The organism is Allobosea sp. NPDC055353, assembly GCF_053644975.1.
Map to the genome: position 1 here is coordinate 374675 of NZ_JBSHMC010000004.1, position 16502 is coordinate 391176.

Consider the following 16502-nt stretch of genomic DNA (forward strand, 5'->3'; position numbering starts at 1 on the left):
ATGGCCGCGATCCAGCCGCAGCCGCCTTTGGGCGCGCCCGTCGCCGGCCTGTCCCTGGCCGAAGCCCTCGAACTGCGCGCCAGGGCTGGCAAGCCGGTCCGCGTCGGCCTGATCGGCGCCGGCCAGATGGGCACGGATATCGTCGTCCAGATCTCCCAGATGACCGGCATCGAGATCGCAGCCGTCGCCGATATCGCGCCGGATCGCGCGTCCGAGGCCGCAGCGCTCGCCGGGCGCAAGGGCGAGGTCGACAATGTCACCGACGAGGCCGGGCTCGATGGCGCCCGCCGCAAGGGCCGCATCGCCGTCACGACCTCGCTCGACCTGATCTGCCGCTCGCCCCATGTCGACGTCATCATCGACGCCACCGGGAACCCGGAAGCCGGCTCGCGCGTCGCGCTGACCGCCATCGCCGCGCGCAAGCATATCGTGATGATGAATGTCGAGGCCGACATCACCATCGGCTCCTATCTCGCAGTCGAGGCGGCCAAGGCCGGCGTGGTCTATACGCTCGGCGCCGGCGACGAGCCCGCCGCCGCGATGGAACTGATCAATTTCGTCCGCGCCATGGGCTATCCGGTGGTTGCCGCCGGCAAGGGCAAGAACAACCCGTTCCGCATCGACGCCGTGCCGGCCGATTATGTCGAGGAAGCCACGCGCCGGAACATGAATCCGCGCATGCTCGTCGAGTTCGTCGACGGTTCGAAGACGATGGTCGAGATGGTCGCCATCGCCAATGCCTGCGGCTTCGTGCCGGATATCCCCGGCATGCACGGCCCGGCTGCGCCGAAGGACGAGTTGCAGAACTATTTCTGCCCGAAGGAAGAAGGCGGCCTGCTCTCGCAGAAGGGCGTCGTCGACTTTTCCGTCGCCAAAGGCGTCGCGCCCGGCGTCTTCGCCGTCGCAGAGATGCGCCATCCCCGCGTCCGCGAGCGGATGAGCGACCTCCATCTCGGCCCCGGCCCGTACTATTCCTTCTTCCGGCCCTATCATCTGACGAGCCTGGAAGTACCCCTCTCAGCCGCCGCCGCGACGATCTTCAACCAGAGCCATATGCGCCCGCTGCCGGTGCCGACCTCCGAGGTCGGCTGCGTCGCCAAGCGCGATCTCGCCGTCGGCGAGACGCTCGATGCCATCGGCGAATACGGCTATCGCGGCTTCGCCCTCTCCCGCACTGAGGCGCAGGCCCGCAAGGCCCTGCCGATCGGCCTCGCCCAGGGCGCGACCATGACGCGGCCCGTCCGCAAGGGCGAACTCATCACGCTGGCCGATGCCACGCCCGACGAACGGCTGAAGATCGTAGAGGTGCGCCGCGCCCAGGACGCGATGATCGCCGCGCTGACCTCCGGAGCCCAGGCATGAGCGCCCATCAGAAGCCGAACCAGCGGCCGGAACTCGCGGCGCTCGATGATGCGACGGTGGCGCAGGCGCTGACCCGCATGCACCTGATCCGCAAATTCGAGGAGGCGGCCGAGGCGAGCTACATGCGCGGCCTGATCCACGGCACGATGCATCTCTCGATCGGCCAGGAGGCGAGCGCCGTCGGCACGACGCTGCCACTCGAGGCCCACGACTACATCCTCTCGACCCATCGTGGCCATGGCCACTGCATTGCCCGCGGGGCCGAGCCGAAGCTGATGTTCGCCGAGTTCTTCGGCAAGGAGACCGGCTACTGCAAGGGCCGCGGCGGCTCGATGCATATCGCCGATGTCGAGGGCGGCAATCTCGGCGCCAACGGCATCGTCGGCGGCGGTCTGCCGATCGCGGTCGGCGTCGGCATGAGCATCAAGGCGCAGAAGAACGGCCGGGTCTGCATGGTCTTCTTCGGCGACGGCGCCTCGAATGAAGGCGCCTTCCACGAAGCGCTCAACATGGCCTCGATCTGGAAACTGCCGGTCGTCTTCGTCTGCGAGAACAACAAATACGGGATGTCGATGGATATCGGCCGCGCCATGGCCGTGCCGAACGTCGCCGACCGCGCGGCGGCCTACGGCATGCCCGGCCATTGCCTCGACGGCAACGACCTCGCTGGCGTCGCAGCCGTGGCGAAGGTGGCGATCGCGCGCGCCCGCTCCGGTGAGGGCCCCTCGCTGATCGAGTGCAAGACCTATCGCTGGCGCGGCCATTCCAAGAGCGACCGCAATCTCTACCGCTCCAAGGAAGAGATCGAGGAGTGGCGCAACCAGGACCCGATCCGGCGGCTGGAGGACGAGCTCAAGGCGCATGACCGCTTCGACGCGGCCACGCTGATGAAGCTCGAAGAGGATGCCCAGCGCGACATCGACGCCGCCGTCGAATTCGCCCGCACTTGCCCGGACCCCGATCCGAAAGACCTGACCCGTGACGTCTATGCCCTCTGACACGCTCGAAGCGGCAACCGAAATCCGCGAGCTCTCCTATGCCGAGGCCGTGCGCGAGGCCCTCGGTCAGGCGATGGAGGCCGACGAGCGCGTCTTCCTGTTCGGCGAGGATGTCGGCGTCTATGGCGGCGCCTTCGGCGTCTCCGGCGATCTCGTCCACCGCTTCGGCAAGGAGCGCGTGATCGACACCCCGATCAGCGAGCTCGGCATCGCCGGTGCAGCGGTCGGCGCCGCGATCACCGGCATGCGCCCGGTGCTGGAGATCCAGTTCTCGGATTTCGTCACGCTCGCGATGGAGCAGCTCGTCAATCAGGCGGCAAAAATCCGCTTCATGTTCGGCGGCAAGGCGAGCGTGCCGATGGTCGTGCGCCTGCCCGGCGGCTCGGGCACGGGTGCGGCAGCCCAGCACAGCCAGAGCCTCGAAGCCTGGTTCGCTCATGTTCCCGGCCTGAAGGTCCTGCAGCCGAGCACGCCGCATGACGCCAAGGGCATGCTGCTCGCCGCGATCGACGACCCCAACCCCGTCCTGATCTTCGAGCACAAGCTGCTCTACAAGACCAAGGGCCATGTCCCGGCGGAAGCCTATCGTGTGCCGATCGGCAAGGCCGCGATCCGCCGCGAGGGCACGGACCTCACCATCGTCGGCTCCTCGATCATGGCCCGCAAGGCCGAGGCCGCAGCCGAACGCCTGGCCGCAGACGGCATCTCGGCCGAGGTGATCGACCTGCGCTCGATCCGCCCGATCGACTTCACCACCATCGCCGAGAGCGTGCGCAAGACGCATCGTCTGCTCGTCGTCTACGAGGGCGTGAAGACCATGGGCATCGGTGCCGAGATCTCGGCGATGATCGCCGAGAGCGAGGTCTTCGACTTCCTTGATGCGCCGATCATCCGGCTCGGCGGCGCCGATGCGCCGATCCCCTACAATCCGGTTCTGGAGAAGGCGGCCGTCCCGCAGGAGGACGACATCGTCACCGCCGCCGCCAATCTCATCCGCCGCGGGGAAGCCTGATGCCCATCGAGGTCATCCTTCCCAAGGTCGACATGGACATGGAGACGGGCACGATCGAGGCCTGGCATGTCAAGGAAGGCGACCGTGTCCGCCAGGGCGACACCATCTTCGAGATCGGCACCAACAAGGCCGTGATGGAGGTCGAGGCCCCCGCCAGCGGCGCGATCCGGAACATCAAGACCGAGACCGGCGTGCCGATCTCGGTGGGAACCCCCGTTGCGTGGATCTACCTCGACGGTGAGGCCGCCACCACACCGTCCGAGCCGGCAGCCGCTGCGGCTACCGTGGCGGCTGCCACAACCCTTTCAAAAGCAGAGACGCCGGCCGCTCCGGTGATCACGGTTGCACCAACCTCGTCAGGCCTGCGCGCGACCCCGCTCGCCCGCCGCATCGCCCGCCAGAACGCCCTCGACCTCAAGACGGTGACCGGCACCGGCCCGCGCGGACGCATCGGGGAATCCGACGTGAAGCGCCATCTGGAGCAGCGGCCGCGCTGCGCTCCGGCGCAGGAAGCGCGCCCCGCGCCAGCCGCTGGCGCTTCCGAAGGCCGCCTGCAGCCCTTCTCCGCCATCCGCCGCATCGTCGCGAACCGGCTCTCCGAGAGCATGCGCACGGCCCCGCATTTCTACCTGACGTCCGAGATCGAGATGAGCGCCGCGCGCGACCTGCTCGGCCGCCTCGCCAAACGTCACGAGCGCATCAGCGCGCCCAAGCCCAGCCTCACCGTGCTGATCGCCCGCGTCGCCGCCCGCATCCTGCGTGACCATCCGGTGATCAATGCGTCCGTCGAGGGTGAGGCGACCCGCTTCCACGAGCGTATCGATATCGGCATCGCCATGGAGCGTGAGGGCGACCTCGTCGTCCCCGTGCTGCGCGATGCCGGCAGCATGGACATGCCCGCCATCACCCGCGAGTTCGCAAGGCTGCGCGAGGGCATGGCCAAGCGCACGCTGACCCCGACCGAGCTCGGCGGCGGCACCTTCACCATCTCCAATCTCGGCATGTACGGCGTCGACTCGTTCACCGCGATCATCAACCCGCCGCAGGGCGCGATCCTCGCGGTCGGCCGCACCGTCGACAAGCCGGTCGGGCGCGACGGCCAGATCGTGCTCAGGCCGATGGCGAACTTCACGCTGTCCTCGGATCATCGCATCGTCGACGGCGTCGCGGCGGCCCGTTTCATGGCCGATCTGCGCGAGGCCCTTGAAAACCCCGAGCTGCTTCTGTGAAGGAAGATGGTAGCCGGCCACCGCATCGCGGATGACCGGCACGAGACGGCCTGAGATAACGAACTGACACGAAGATCGACTGGCGCATTTGGCGTAAAGGTCGGCATCGCGACAACGGAGGAGACAAGATCATGACCCTGACACGCCGCCACTTTACCCGGCACGGCCTGATGATGACGGCCGCGGCCGCCCTGCTCGCCGCCGCACCCGCCTTCGCACAGGCGCCCTCGGGCAAGCTCGTGCTCTACACCTCGCAGCCGGAGAAGGACGCGACCCAGACCGTCGCCGCCTTCAAGAAGGCCTATCCCAATATCGAGGTCGACATCTTCCGCTCCGGCACGACCGAGGTGATGGGCAAGCTCGCTGCCGAAATCTCGGCCGGCCAGCCCGGCGCCGACGTGCTGCTGATCGCGGATGCCGCGAGCATGGAGATCCTGAAGGCCCAGAAGCAGCTCCTCGCCTATCCCGGCGCCAAGACCGACGGCTTCCAGGCCGGCTCCTTCGACGCCGACAAGACCTATTTCGGCTCGAAGCTGATCACCACCGGCATCGCCTACAACACCGCGGCCAAGGAGAAGCCGACCTCCTGGACCGATCTCGACAAGCCCGCCTACAAGGGCCAGATCGCGATGCCGAGCCCGCTCTATTCGGGTGCGGCCGCGATCATGCTCTCGACCATGACCGCCCGGCCCGATCTCGGCTGGAAGCTGTTCGAGGGGCTGAAGGCGAACGAAGCCGTCGCCGTGCGCGGCAACGGCGCCGTCCTGAAATCCGTCGCCAGCGGCGAGAAGTCCTACGGCGTGCTCGTCGACTTCATGGCCTATAACGCCAAGAAGCAGGGCTCGCCGATCGACTTCGTCTTCCCGAAGGAAGGCGCGCCGGCCGTGACCGAACCCGTCGCGATCATCAAGTCGACCAAGAACGAGGCCGCCGCCAAGGCCTTCGTCGACTTCATCCTCTCCGATGCCGGGCAGAAACTGGCGCTCTGGATGGGCTATATTCCGGCCAAGCCCAGCATCGGCTCGCCGTCCTGGCTGCCGGAAGGCACCAAGATCAACGTCATGGCCTCCGACATCGCGGCCGTGGTCAAGGCGACCGAGGCCGACAAGGCCCGCTTCGCCACGATGTTCGGCAACTGAGCCGTAGACGGGTGCGCATGTCTCTCGCCGATCCCGCGACGCTGCGCACGCGCGTCGAGGAGACGGGCCTCCTCTGGGGGCTCGTCGGCCTTGTCGCGCTCCTGTCGCTGCTGCCGATCGGGCGCCTGATCGTCGAGGGCCTGGCCCCCGGCGGTCAGCTCTCGGCGACGGCGCTCGGCAAGGTCATGGCGAGCCCGGCGACCTGGACCGCGACCTGGAACAGCCTCACCACCGCCATCGCCGGCACCATCCTCGCCACGCTGATCGGCGGCACGGTCGCGCTCTTGGCGACGCTGACCGATATCCGCGCTCGCAACGCCTTCACCTTCTGCTTCGTCCTGCCGCTGATGATCGCGCCGCAGGTCACGGCGCTGGCCTGGCTCCAGCTCTTCGGCCCGTCGAGCACGCTGCTCAAGCTCATCGGCATGGCGCCGCCGCTCGGCAGCCGCAACCCGCTCTATTCGCGCGAAGGCATCATCCTGCTGCTCGGCCTGCAATATGCGCCGCTGGTCTTCCTGACCCTGCGCGCGGGCCTGCGCGCCCTGCCCAAGGAGCTGATCGAGGCCGGCCTCGCCGCCGGCGCAAGCCCGCTGACCGTGCTGCGCACCGTCGTCCTGCCGCTGATGACACCGCCACTCGTCGCCGGCATCGCGCTCTGCTTCGTCTCCAGCCTCGGCAATTTCGGCATTCCCGCCTTCCTCGGCATCCCCGGCAACTTCCTCGTCCTGCCGACCCTGATCTATCAGCGCCTTTCGGGCCTCGGCCCCGGCGTTCTCTCCGAGGTCGCGATCCTCTCCCTGCTGATCGGCGTGATCGCGATGGCCGGCATCCTCCTGCAGGACCTGATGCTGCGCCGGCGCGATTTCCGGATCACCACGACCTCGAGCGCGGCGCGCCCCTTCGAGCTCGGCCGCTGGCGCCGCCCGGTCGAGATCGGGCTCTGGGCCTTCGCGATCCTCGTGCTCGCCATGCCCTTCCTCGGCCTGCTCTCGACCTCGCTGATCCCCGCCTTCGGCGTGCCGCTCAACGCGAAGACCGCGACGCTCGCCAACTACGCCTATGTGCTGTTCGAGCATGCCGCCTCGAAGCGCGCCTTCGTCAATTCCTTCCTGATGTCGGCGGGCGCGGCCACCCTGATCGTGCTGATCTGCGTGCCGCTCGGCTATTTCATCGTCTGGAAGAAGTCGCGCGCCCTGCGCCTGCTCAATCTCGCGGCGGAGCTGCCCTATGCGATGCCCGGCGTCGTTCTCGCCATCGCCGCGATCCTGCTCTTCCTCAAGCCGCTGCCGGTCCTGAACGTCTCGCTCTACAACACGATCTGGATCATCGTCTTCGCCTATCTTGCCCGCTTCCTCGTGCTGGGCCTGCGGCCCGTCATCAGCGGCTATCTCCAGATCGACCGCACACTGGAAGAGGCTGCCCAGATCGCCGGGGCCGGCCTGCCGCGCCGGCTGGTGACCATCATCTTCCCGCTGGTCGCGCCGGCTGCAGTGGCCGGCGCGCTGCTGGTCTTCCTCACCGCCTTCAACGAGCTGACGGTTTCGGCCCTGCTCTGGTCGTCCGGCGCGGAGACGCTCGGCGTCGTCGTCTTCTCCTTCGAGCAGGGCGGCGATTCCACCTATGCCTCGGCGCTGGCCGCCGTGACCGTGCTCGTCACCATCAGCTTGATGGCCTCCACCACCCTCTTCGCCCATAAACTGCCCCAGGGAGTCCTGCCGTGGCGCGACTGACCATCGACCGGGCGCAGAAGCGCTTCGGTTCCTATCTCGCGCTCGACGACGTCTCGATCGCTGTCGAGGATGGCGAATTCCTCGCGGTCCTCGGCCCCTCCGGCTGCGGCAAGACCACGCTGCTGCGGCAGATCGCCGGTTTCGACAAGCTTGACGGCGGCGCAATCCGCATCGGCGACCGGCTCGTCTCCTCGGCGGATACCCATATCCCGCCGGAGCATCGCAAGCTCGGCATCGTCTTCCAGTCCTATGCGCTCTGGCCGCATATGACGGTGGCCGAGAACGTCGCCTATGGCCTGACCGTCGCCGGCGTGCGCGATCCCGAGCGGGCCAGGCGCGTCGCGGCAGCGCTCGATCTCGTCGGCCTGAACGGCTTCGCCGAACGCCGGCCGGGCCTGCTCTCCGGTGGCCAGCGCCAGCGCGTCGCGCTCGCCCGCTGCCTCGTCACCGAGCCCTCGCTGGTGCTGCTGGACGAGCCGCTCGCCAATCTCGACGTGCACCTGCGCGCCTCGATGGAGGAGGAATTCTCCCGCTTCCACGAGCGCACCGGCACGACCATGGTCTACATCACCCACGATCAGGCCGAGGCCATGGCGCTGGCAGACCGGATCGCCGTGATGGATCGCGGCCGCCTGCTCCAGCTCGCCACGCCGTCGCTGCTGTTCCGCGAGCCCGCCAACGTCACGGTCGCCGGCTTCATCGGCGACGGGATGGTATTGCCCGCCACCATCCTGTCCGCGCCGCAGGCCGGCCGCTGCAAGGTCAGCGTGCTCGGCGTCGAGGCTGTGGTGCGCTGCCGGCCTGACCAGCGGGTCACCAGTCAGGCAAAGCTATGCCTGCGCGCCCGCGATCTCGCTATCACCGCAACCGGGCAGGACGGCCTCTCGGCCACGGTCGAGCGCCTGTCCTATCAGGGCGGCTTCTTCCGGATGGAAACGCGCCCCGCCGCCGATCAGGACATCGTCCTGCATCTCGACGCGAACGAACCCGCACCGGCTCAAGCCGGCGAGCCGATCCGCATAGCCATAACCGACGGCTGGATCATCCCGGAGAGCGTCTCCCTGGACAAGGCTGCGTGAGACCGGCGGCATGAAACTCAGGATTCACGGCGGGATCGGCGAGAAGGGCCGGACCTGCATCGGGATCGAGCAAGGCGGAACCCAACTCTTGCTCGATGTCGGCGTCGACACCAGCGCGCGGGGCACCGGCTATCATCCGGCGATCACCCGCGCCGAGCTCGAACGCATCGACGCGATCATCGTCACCCATGCCCATGAGGATCATGTCGCGGCGCTGGGCTGGTGCCTCGCCAACGGCTTTTCCGGCCGCATCCTGATGACGGCGGAATCCGCCGCCGAGACGGCCGCGACGCTCGCCGCCTATGCCACGCCAAAAGAGCAGGCGTTGGCCGAGGGAGCGACCATCGAGACCGTCGCCCCCGGCGCCAATTTCGCCATCGGTCCGATCGCGATCCGCACCGGCCGCAGCGGCCATGTCGTCGGCGGAATCTGGTGTCATCTCGACGCAGGTGGGCGCAGCCTCGGCTATTGCGGCGACGTCGTACCGGATAGCCCCGTCTTCGCCATGGACGCGCTGCCGGCTTGCGACTTGCTGCTTGTCGATGCCTCCTATGGCTCTGATCGCATCCCGGCAGCCGAGCGTGGCGCAGCCATCACGCGCTGGCTCGCCAATCATCCGCAGGGCGCCGTCCTGCCGACCCCCCTTTCCGGCCGCTCCGTCGAGTTGATCGGCCTGATCGATACGCCGATCGCGATCCACCCCTCGATGCGCGAGGCTTTGGCCCGGCAGATCGCCGCTTCCGCCTGGCTGAAGCCCGGTATCGCCGATACCCTCTCGGCGCGCTTCGCCGAGGCGCTGCTTTGGGAGGAAGGGCAGGCTCTGCCGCATGCCGCCCTGCTCGTCGATGACGGCATGGGGCTCGCCGGTCCCTCCAGGGCCGCGCTCGCGCAGGCCCGCCGCGAGAAGCATCCGGTCCTGCTGACCGGCGGCATTCCCAAGGACAGCCCGGCCGATCTCATGCTGGCCGCGGGCGAGGCGGACTGGCTGCGCTTCCCGACGCATCCGACACTGCCCGAGAACATCGTGATCGCTGCAGCCAGCGGTGCCGGCCGTATCCTCGCCCATTCCTGCGATGCCGCGACTGCCCGCACGCTGGCTACCGACATCCCCAAACTCGTCACCGGCCTGACGCCCGGCGATATTATCGAGATCTGACCATGCGCATCCTCATCGCCAATGACGACGGCATCGATGCTCCCGGCATCGCTTTGCTGCGTAAAGCCGCCGCGCGCGTCGCAACCGATATCTGGGTCGTCGCGCCCGAGCGGAAATGGACCGCGGCTAGCCACCATCTCTCCTTCGACAAGGAATTGACGCTCACCCGCCGCGAGCCGCAGGTCTATGCGCTCGACGGCACCCCGGCCGATTGCGTCGTCGCGGCCATGACCGTGCTGTTCCGCGACGGCGGCATGCCCGATCTTGTCCTCTCCGGCGTCAACGATGGTCGCAATGCCGCCGAGGACGCCGCCTATTCCGGCACGCTCTCGATCGCCCGCGAGGCGAGTTTCTGGAATCTCCCCGCCATCGGCTTCTCCCGCACCAAGGGCGGCACGTCGGAGGAGCGCGACATCGCCGCGCTCGCGGCCCTGATCGAAAACCTCTGGCGGACACGCGCGCAATGGACGCGCGAGGGCACGTTCCTGAGCGTCAACCTGCCGAAGGAATTGCCGGCCGAAATCGGCATTGCCAACATCGGCCGCGACAAGATCGCGGGCGCCGCCGATATCGTCTCAAAAGGCAATGACCACATCGTCTGGCGCATCCGCCGCGGCCGCCCGCATACCAGCCGTCCGGGCGACGAGAACAGCCTGATCGATGCCGGCCGGATCGCCATCGTCCGCCATTGCTGGAGCGACGGCGCCCCGCTCGATACCGGGTTCGCCGGGGATCTCAACGGCTCGCTAAAGCAGCCTGCAGGCTGAGCCAGGTCCGGCTCAGCCCTCCAGGAACTGCATTCGGTGCAAACGGGCATAGGCGCCGTCGCGCGCCAATAACTCGTCATGGCTGCCGGTCTCGACGACCTTGCCCTCGTCCATCACCACGATCATATCGGCCTCGCGAATGGTCGAGAGCCGATGCGCGATGACGATCGTCGTACGTCCCTTCATCAGCGTCGCCAGCGCCTGCTGGACCAGCCGCTCCGATTCAGTGTCGAGCGCGCTCGTCGCCTCGTCGAGCAACAGGATCGGCGCGTTCTTCAGGATGGCGCGGGCGATCGCGATCCGCTGGCGCTCGCCGCCCGAGAGCTTGTGGCCGCGCTCGCCGACCGAGGCGTCGTAGCCGCCCGGCATCGCCATGATGAACTCATGCGCGGCGGCCGCCTTCGCCGCGGCGACAATCTCGTCCAGCGAGGCCTCCGGCCGCCCGAAGGCGATGTTGGCCTGCACGCTGTCGTCGAACAGCACGACATCCTGGCTGACGACGCCGATCTGGCGGCGCAGGCTCCTGAGCGTGACATTGCGCAGGTCCTGCCCGTCAATCTCGATCCGGCCCTCGGTCGGGTCGTAGAGGCGCGGCACCAGGGCGAGCAGCGTCGATTTGCCCGAGCCCGAGCGGCCGACCAGCGCCATGGTCTTCCCGCCCTGCGCGACAAGGTCGATGCCCTCCAGCGCGCGCTGGTCCTCGCGATAGCGGAAGCGCAGATGGCGGAAGGCGACCTCACCGGCCGTAACCGTCAGCGGCTTCGCGTCCGGACGGTCGAGAACCCGCGGCTTCTCGTCCATCAGCGCGTAGTAGCGCTTCAGCGAGGCGCCAGCCTCCTGGACGATGGCGTTGAGATTGCCGAGCGAGCGCATCGGCTGGGCCGCGAGCAGGAGCGCCGAGACATAGCCGGTGAAATCGCCGACCGTCGAATTGCCGGCGGTGATGCGCACGCCGATGGCGGCGAGCACGCCGGCGACCGCGAGACCACCGCCGACCTCGAGCAGTGGATCGAGACGGCCGCGCGCATTGGCCGCCTTCATCTTCAGCGCCCGGATCGTCTCGAAGGCATTGGCGGCCCGCGTCTTCAGATAGGGCTCGAGCCGGTCGGTCTTGGCAACGCGCGCGCCCTGCAGGCTCTCGGTGACGAGATTGGCCATCAGGCCGGTCTGTTCCTGCTGGGAACTGGCCATCCGCCTGAGCTTGCGGCCAATCTTGCCGATCGGATGGGCGATCACCGGCGCGATCAGCAGCACGACCAGCGTCATCTGCCAGTCGATCCAGATCAGCGCGCCGACCAGCGCGATCGCCGTGACCACGTCGCGGATGGCGATGTTGACGATGCGCGTCAGCGCTTCCTTGACGAAGGTGAAATCGGTGGTGAAGCGCTGGGTGAGGGAGGCCGGATTTTCCCGCTGCAACTGCGCCAGATCGGCATCGATCAGATGGCCGTAGAGCGCGGTCTGCATGTCCGCCTCGATGCGGCTGACGACATTGTTGGTCATCACTGTCTGGGCGAGCAGCGAGAAACCCTTGATCGCGGTGACGATCACGACGACGGTCGCGACCGCGTTGATGACGCCGATCTCGTAGCCGATCGACTTCGAGACCAGTCGCTCCATGCGCCGGACGAAGCCGGTCGATTCGGCCATCAGCGGGTCGGCGAAGGCGTCGAACGCCGCCTTGATCAGCAGCGGATAGAAGCTCGTCGTCGCCGCGATGATCACGACGAGGCCGAGAATCATCAGCATCTGCGGGAGATAGGACCTGATCTGCTCACGCCAGACACGGGCAAAGAGCGCAAGGGTGTCGTCGGTGACGCGGCCGATCTTCATGGCCGGGGCCTATCATGACAGCCCGACAAGCGCCACTGGTGCATGGCTGGCTGCGACAGGGGGGCCTTGCTACGGACACGAAGCTGTCTTCCCATGGCCATAACCGATTCAGGAGACTTCATGCCGCTATCCCCGCCGGCCCAGCCCGGCCAGAGCTTCGCCGAGATCGAAACCCCCGCCCTCGTGCTCGATCTCGATGCGTTCGAGCGCAATCTCGTCGCCATGGCCGCTTTCACCCAGGCTCATGGCATCAGGCTCAGGCCCCATGCCAAGTCGCACAAGAGCCCGGAGATCGCGCTGCGGCAGATCGCCCATGGCGCGGTCGGGCAGTGCTGCCAGAAGGTCGGCGAAGCCGAAGTGCTGGTTGCAGGCGGCGTCGGCGACGTGCTGGTCACCAACGAGATCGTCGGCACGGCCAAGCTCGACCGGCTCGCACGCCTCGCCCGCAGCGCAAAGATCGGCCTCTGCGTCGACCATCCCGACGGCGTGCGCGAGGCGGCGGAAGCGGCAGCCCGCAACGATGTGACGCTCGACGTCTATGTCGAGATCGATGTCGGCGGCCGGCGCTGCGGCGTCGCGCCCGGAGAGGGCGCCGTCCGGCTGGCCGAGGCGATCGCACGATCGAACACCCTGCGCTTCGCCGGCATCCATGCCTATCACGGCTCCGCCCAGCACATGCGCTCGATCGACGAGCGGCGCGAGGCGATCGAACGGGCCGGTTTCGCCGCCCGCAATACGGTCGAACGTCTCAGCCATGCCGGCCTGAAATGCGAGATCGTCACCGGCGCCGGCACCGGAACCCATGAGCTGGAGACCCAATCCGGCATCTGGAACGAGATCCAGGCCGGCTCCTACATCTTCATGGACGCCGACTATGCCCGGAATCGCCAGGCTGACGGCACGCCCTTCCGCACCTTCGAACACGCGCTTTTCGTCCTCGCCGGGGTGATGAGCAAGCCGGTGCCGGACCGCGCCATCGTCGATGCCGGCCACAAGTCGGCGGCGGTGGATTCGGGCATGCCCGTGCCCTTCCGCCGCGAGGGCGTGATCTATACCAAGCCCTCCGACGAGCACGGCGTCCTCACCGGTGACCCGATCGCGATGCCGCATCGCGGCGACAGTTTGCTGCTGATCCCCGGCCATTGCGACCCGACGGTCAACCTGCACGACTGGTATGTCTGCGTCCGCGGCCTGCACGGGCCTGACGCGCATGTCGAGGCGCTCTGGCCGGTCGCTGCGCGTGGTGCGCTGATCTGAGCGGGCGATGCTCGCGGAGCTGATCCTCCGGCTGGCAACACCGGCGGCCCGGATGACGCGCCGGCTCGGCCTCGTCGGAGAAAGCGTCGCGCTCTGGGCGCGCGGCAACCGGCAGCGCCGGGCCTGGGGGCCGCATCACGAACGCTGCCGCAGTGTGGTCGCGCAGGCTGTCGCGGAGCTGTCGCAGCGCCGCAAGGTGGTGGTCCTCGGCTCGGGCCTGCTGCGCGACATCCCGCTCGACCTGCTCTGCGAGCGGTTCGAGCAAGTCCTGCTGGTCGATGCCGTCCACCTGCCGCAGATCCGGCTGCGCATGCGCTTCCGGCCCAAGATCATGCTCCTGACCCGCGACCTCACCGGCGTCATGGGCTGGCTGGCCGAGGAGAACGACAGGCGCATCGATCCGCTGGTCGATCTGGCCGCCGAACCGGCCGTCGACCTCGTCATATCCGCCAATCTGATGTCGCAGCTCGCCTGGCCGGTCGAGGATTGGCTGGACGATCATCCCGACCGTGCTGGACAGCTACCGGCCGACCTGCCGGCGCGCTGCATCGCCTGGCATCTCGCCGATCTCCGCCGCTTCAACGGCCGCGTCGTGCTGCTGAGCGATGTCGAGATGGTCGAGCGCGATCGTGCGGGCGCGATCACCGATCGCCTCGATCTCACGCGCGGCATCGCGCTTCCCACGCCGGATGAAAGCTGGGACTGGCCGGTGGCGCCCTTCGGCGAAGCCGAACGCGACCGCGAAAGCATTCACCGCGTCGGCGCCTGGCGGGATTTTCGCTAACGCCGTTTTCAACGGGCTGCGCCGTCATTGCGAGAAGCGAAGCGACGAAGCAATCCAGGGGACGTAGCGCTCTGCCGCCCCTGGATTGCTTCGCTATGCTCGCAATGACGACTCCGTAAAGCGGGAACGACGCAAACGTCAGGGCCGCCAGCCGGTCTCCTCGACCGGCGCGTTCTCGCGCTCTTCCACGCGGCGGGCTTCCTCGACGATGGCGAAGAGAGCGCGCAGCGCCGCATCAACACCCTCGCCCGAGGCGGCCGAGAGAATGATCGGCATGCGCTTGGCCGCCCGCTTCAGGCGCGCGACCTGCTCTTTCAGGGCCTCCGGCGTCAGCGCGTCGACCTTGGAGAGCGCGACGATCTCCGGCTTGTCGGCCAGCCCTTCGCCATAGGCTTCGAGCTCCTCGCGCACAGTCTTGTAGGCCTTGCCGGCATGCTCGCTGGTGCCCTCGACCAGATGCAGCAGCACGCGGCAGCGCTCGATATGGCCGAGGAAGCGGTCGCCGAGGCCATGGCCTTCATGCGCGCCCTCGATCAGGCCGGGAATATCGGCCAGCACCATCTCGCGCCCGTCGACGCGCACGACGCCGAGGCCGGGATGCAGCGTGGTGAAGGGATAATCGGCGATCTTCGGCTTCGCCGCGGTGACGGTGGCGAGGAAGGTCGACTTGCCGGCATTGGGCAGCCCGACGAGGCCGGCATCGGCGATCAGCTTCAGCCGGAGCCAGACCCAGCGCTCCTCGCCCGGCAGGCCCGGATTGGCATGGCGCGGCGCCTGGTTGGTCGCGGTCTTGAAATAGGCGTTGCCGAAGCCGCCATTGCCGCCCTTGCACAAAACGAAGCGCTGGCCGGGCTCGGTCAGGTCGGCGATCTTGGTCTCGCCGTCTTCCTCGAGGATCTCGGTGCCCGGCGGCACCTTCAGCACGATCGCCTGCGAATTCGCGCCATGGCGATCCTTGCCCATGCCGTGCTCGCCGGTGCGGGCCTTGAAATGCTGCTGGAAGCGGAAATCGATCAGGGTGTTCAGCCCCTGCACGCATTCGATGACGATGTCGCCGCCGCGCCCGCCGTCGCCGCCATTGGGCCCGCCGAACTCGATGAATTTTTCGCGGCGGAACGAGACGCAGCCGGCGCCGCCGTCACCCGCCTTCACATAGATCTTGGCCTGGTCGAGGAATTTCATGCTGTTTCACTAGTGATGAGCGGAGGAAAGGGCAATGGACCGGATCATGCCGCCTGCCGGAAAGCGCTCATCTCCTCGCGCAGGGCATCGGCGAAGCGCTGGGCCGCGAGCCCCGGGCGCGGCGCCATGAGCAAACCGACCGTCAGCTCGAACAGCGGCGGCAAACCCTCGGCCGCACCGAGGCGGCGCAGCGAGGGCGGCACGGCGCTTTCGGTAATCGCCGTGACGCAGAAGCCGCCTTCCACCGCCGAGAGCACGCCGGAGGTATGCGAGCAGGAGAAGACCAGCCGATAGGCCAGCCCGGCGCTGTTGAGTGCCGCGAGGATGCGTGGCCGCGCCCGACAGCCTTCGGAAAACAAGGCGAGCGGCAGCGTCTCCTGCAATTCCGGGCGGTGGCCGCGCGCCGCGACCCAGATCATCGGCTCGCGCCTGAGCACCTCGCCCATCGGCCTGTTGGGGTCCTGGGTCACCACGGCCAGATCGAGATCGCCGGCCTTCAGCGCCGGTTCGATCCGCTTCGAGATGTCGCAGATCACCTCAAGCTCGACCTTGGGATGCTCGGCCGCGAAGCGCGCGATCAGGGGTCTGAGATAGGCGTCCATATAATCGTCGGGCACGCCGATACGCAGCCGGCCGGTCGGTGTCTCGCCGGCAAGGTCGGCCAGGGCCTCGCGCTCGACCGCGAGCAGGCGCCGCGCATGGGCGAGCAGCCGCTCGCCCGCATCGGTCGGGGTGACGCCGCGGCGCGAGCGCTCCAGCAGCTTGTGGCCGAGCTGGCTTTCCAGGTCCTGGATGCGCACGGAGATCGCCGATTGCGTCCGGCCGAGCCGGGCGCTGGCCGCGGTGAAGCCACCGGTCTCCGCCACCGCCACCAGCATGCCGAGCGCGGCGAGGTCGAAATGAGCGGTCATGACGTGCCTCCTTGGGACGCGCGAGATCCATCGGTTTTAAGAATGGTTAAATCAGAATAATCC

Annotated in this window: 14 protein-coding genes; 11 read left to right on the forward strand and 3 right to left on the reverse strand. The window is 67.8% G+C overall.

What is annotated here, in order from left to right; all coding sequences use genetic code 11:
• The 9 genes from ACWIEX_RS24845 to surE all read left to right on the forward strand — a co-directional run bounded on the left by ACWIEX_RS24845 (window position 1) and on the right by surE (window position 10472).
• Complete coding sequence (locus tag ACWIEX_RS24845; RefSeq protein WP_454035580.1) at window positions 1-1362, forward strand: NAD(P)H-dependent oxidoreductase; 1362 nt, start codon at window positions 1-3, stop codon at window positions 1360-1362.
• Window positions 1359-2360, forward strand: a complete 1002-nt coding sequence (locus ACWIEX_RS24850; RefSeq protein WP_454035581.1) for a thiamine pyrophosphate-dependent dehydrogenase E1 component subunit alpha — start codon at window positions 1359-1361, stop codon at window positions 2358-2360. The genes ACWIEX_RS24845 and ACWIEX_RS24850 overlap by 4 nt, the downstream gene beginning before the upstream one ends.
• Complete coding sequence (locus tag ACWIEX_RS24855; protein WP_454035582.1) at window positions 2350-3372, forward strand: alpha-ketoacid dehydrogenase subunit beta; 1023 nt, start codon at window positions 2350-2352, stop codon at window positions 3370-3372. The genes ACWIEX_RS24850 and ACWIEX_RS24855 overlap by 11 nt, the downstream gene beginning before the upstream one ends.
• Window positions 3372-4601 carry a dihydrolipoamide acetyltransferase family protein gene (locus ACWIEX_RS24860; protein WP_454035583.1) on the forward strand — a complete coding sequence of 410 codons (1230 nt, stop codon included), beginning with the start codon at window positions 3372-3374 and terminating at the stop codon, window positions 4599-4601. Before ACWIEX_RS24855 ends, ACWIEX_RS24860 begins: the two co-directional genes overlap by 1 nt.
• A 131-nt stretch (window positions 4602-4732) precedes the next feature.
• The gene (locus ACWIEX_RS24865) at window positions 4733-5740 is read left to right on the forward strand and encodes an ABC transporter substrate-binding protein (RefSeq protein ID WP_454035584.1); all 1008 of its coding nucleotides are present in this window, start codon (window positions 4733-4735) and stop codon (window positions 5738-5740) included.
• 17 nt (window positions 5741-5757) lie between these two features.
• A complete protein-coding gene (locus ACWIEX_RS24870) occupies window positions 5758-7470 on the forward strand; it encodes an ABC transporter permease (RefSeq protein ID WP_454035585.1) in 1713 nt (570 codons plus the stop codon).
• Entirely contained in the window at window positions 7458-8549 is a 1092-nt protein-coding gene (locus ACWIEX_RS24875) for an ABC transporter ATP-binding protein (RefSeq protein ID WP_454035586.1), read from the forward strand. Before ACWIEX_RS24870 ends, ACWIEX_RS24875 begins: the two co-directional genes overlap by 13 nt.
• 10 nt (window positions 8550-8559) lie before the next feature.
• Window positions 8560-9705 (forward strand): MBL fold metallo-hydrolase, encoded by a 1146-nt coding sequence (locus ACWIEX_RS24880; protein WP_454035587.1) that lies wholly within the window; start codon window positions 8560-8562, stop codon window positions 9703-9705.
• Window positions 9706-9707: 2 nt separating this feature from the next.
• On the forward strand, window positions 9708-10472 hold the full coding sequence (gene surE, locus ACWIEX_RS24885; protein ID WP_454035588.1) for a 5'/3'-nucleotidase SurE: 765 nt from the start codon (window positions 9708-9710) through the stop codon (window positions 10470-10472).
• Window positions 10473-10484: 12 nt separating this feature from the next.
• On the opposite strand, the gene ACWIEX_RS24890 is transcribed toward surE, so the two are convergent.
• Entirely contained in the window at window positions 10485-12305 is a 1821-nt protein-coding gene (locus ACWIEX_RS24890) for an ABC transporter ATP-binding protein (RefSeq protein WP_454035589.1), read from the reverse strand.
• A gap of 120 nt (window positions 12306-12425) precedes the next feature.
• On the opposite strand from ACWIEX_RS24890, the gene ACWIEX_RS24895 reads away from it, so the two are divergent.
• On the forward strand, window positions 12426-13562 hold the full coding sequence (locus ACWIEX_RS24895) for a DSD1 family PLP-dependent enzyme (RefSeq protein WP_454035590.1): 1137 nt from the start codon (window positions 12426-12428) through the stop codon (window positions 13560-13562).
• Between the two features lie 7 nt (window positions 13563-13569).
• Window positions 13570-14346, forward strand: coding sequence for a hypothetical protein (locus ACWIEX_RS24900; protein WP_454035591.1), 777 nt, complete (start codon window positions 13570-13572; stop codon window positions 14344-14346).
• 138 nt (window positions 14347-14484) lie between these two features.
• Here ACWIEX_RS24900 and obgE read toward each other — a convergent pair whose 3' ends face one another.
• Together obgE and ACWIEX_RS24910 are read right to left on the reverse strand one after the other, a co-directional pair.
• Complete coding sequence (gene obgE / locus ACWIEX_RS24905; RefSeq protein WP_454035592.1) at window positions 14485-15528, reverse strand: GTPase ObgE; 1044 nt, start codon at window positions 15526-15528, stop codon at window positions 14485-14487.
• 44 nt (window positions 15529-15572) lie between these two features.
• Window positions 15573-16439: a LysR family transcriptional regulator gene (locus ACWIEX_RS24910; RefSeq protein ID WP_454035593.1), complete on the reverse strand. Its 867-nt coding sequence runs from the start codon at window positions 16437-16439 to the stop codon at window positions 15573-15575.
• Window positions 16440-16502 lie beyond the last annotated feature (63 nt).